3 protein-coding genes are annotated in these 1,501 nt (G+C 34.0%); all 3 read left to right on the forward strand.

Features of this window, described 5'->3' with window-relative positions; translation table 11 throughout:
- The first annotated feature begins 70 nt into the window (after window positions 1-70).
- The 3 genes from D7Y06_RS25090 (at window position 71) to D7Y06_RS26305 (ending at window position 1,191) form a co-directional block, all read left to right on the forward strand.
- Window positions 71-442 (forward strand): hypothetical protein, encoded by a 372-nt coding sequence (locus tag D7Y06_RS25090; protein ID WP_199714855.1) that lies wholly within the window; start codon window positions 71-73, stop codon window positions 440-442.
- A gap of 160 nt (window positions 443-602) precedes the next feature.
- Window positions 603-839, forward strand: coding sequence for a CPCC family cysteine-rich protein (locus D7Y06_RS25095; protein WP_199714856.1), 237 nt, complete (start codon window positions 603-605; stop codon window positions 837-839).
- Window positions 840-1,053: 214 nt separating this feature from the next.
- Window positions 1,054-1,191 (forward strand): hypothetical protein, encoded by a 138-nt coding sequence (locus D7Y06_RS26305; protein ID WP_158591503.1) that lies wholly within the window; start codon window positions 1,054-1,056, stop codon window positions 1,189-1,191.
- Window positions 1,192-1,501: the final 310 nt, after the last annotated feature.

Below are 1,501 nucleotides of genomic sequence, written 5' to 3' on the forward strand. Positions count from 1 at the left end.
TCTGTTGTCTAATTTTAGAAATTTATTAACCAAGTAGTCTTGATTGACTACACCATTATTATACTAGGAGGTGGAGGAAAAGGAAGGGGTTTATGTTAAAAATTGTAGCAGTAAATATAAAGGTCAATCATATAATGGGACAAGAAACCCAGATGCAGATTTTATTAATGGAAAAGGGAAAAGTACATTAAATAAACATGCAAATAAGCATGGGTATTTATCTCCTGAGGAATATTTAAGAGATGCAAGAAATTTTCTGGAAAAACAACCTACTTCAACTACAGAATCGTTTGTATCAAATGAAGGAACATATTTTAGGTATGATACTTCGACGAATGAATTTGGCATAGTTAATGAATATGGCGGAATATCCACATATTTTGAACCTGAAGATGGACTAACTTATTGGTTAGAGCAAATTGAACTTTATGCACCAAAATAAATTTAAAAAGGAGATAGGTTTGACCATATCACACATGAAGTTCTGTATCGTGTCAGTCTTATAAAAGAGTTGTATCATAAGGGAAACAAATTAGAAGGAGAAAAGCAGGACGGAGTTTGCAATCCTATTAGTGTTTTTGGCAGAAAGGTGGTTTATAGATATGAGAAGATGTCCATGTTGTGGCTATTTAACAATTGATGATTCAGAAAAGGTAATTTCTGATATTTGTGAGGTATGTTTTTGGCAGTATGATGAAGTTTCTCAAAAAAGACCGAATGATATTATAGGAGCCAATAAAGTATCTTTAGATACAGCAAAAAAAAATTATCAATTATTTGGCGCTGTTGAGCAACGTTTCGTTGATATGGTTCGTTTGCCATATAAAGATGAAATATAAATTATTATTAACATGAAAAGCTGTGAAAACAGAAGCGGAAGAATACGGATCTGGCATCGGGGTGAAAACCGCCTATACGAATATTATAACAACCGGAGTGGATATCCTCCCATAGATGACAATTTGACCAGTAAAAAAGCTGAAGAACGGGTGGTTTTATGGGTCCATCTTATTCAGTCTAGGTCTTAGCTGGCGCAGGCGGGGAAACGGCCCTGTGCCGGAAATAATAGTTAGTGATGTAGGGATGCCTGCGTTGTTTTCGGCATCTTTGCCGGATGGATTGTTTGGAGAGAAAAAAGAGCAGGAGGAAAAGAAAGGGGTTTATATTGAAAATTTTTATAAAAATATTTGATAGATGCGGAAGTTTTTGAGGGGACATATAATAGTGGACATGGTAGAAATGCTGGAATACGTCAAATTATAGTACGTTATAATGGAAAACAACTAATCATTAACAAAGAATCTGGTCAAATTGTAGATTTTTATAAAGGAACAAGTTTAGAAAGTTTTATAAGAATAGAGAGGATTCAATAATTAATGAAAATTTTAGACGGAAAAATCATGCCAGGAGAAGGAATAGATAAATTCAAGTTAGGGGTTCATGTGAAAAATATTATTCAGTGGTTAAATGATGAGTATGTGATACAAGAAAGGGATGATGG

This window comes from Roseburia sp. 1XD42-69 (assembly GCF_003612565.1).
Classification (GTDB): domain Bacteria; phylum Bacillota; class Clostridia; order Lachnospirales; family Lachnospiraceae; genus Roseburia_B.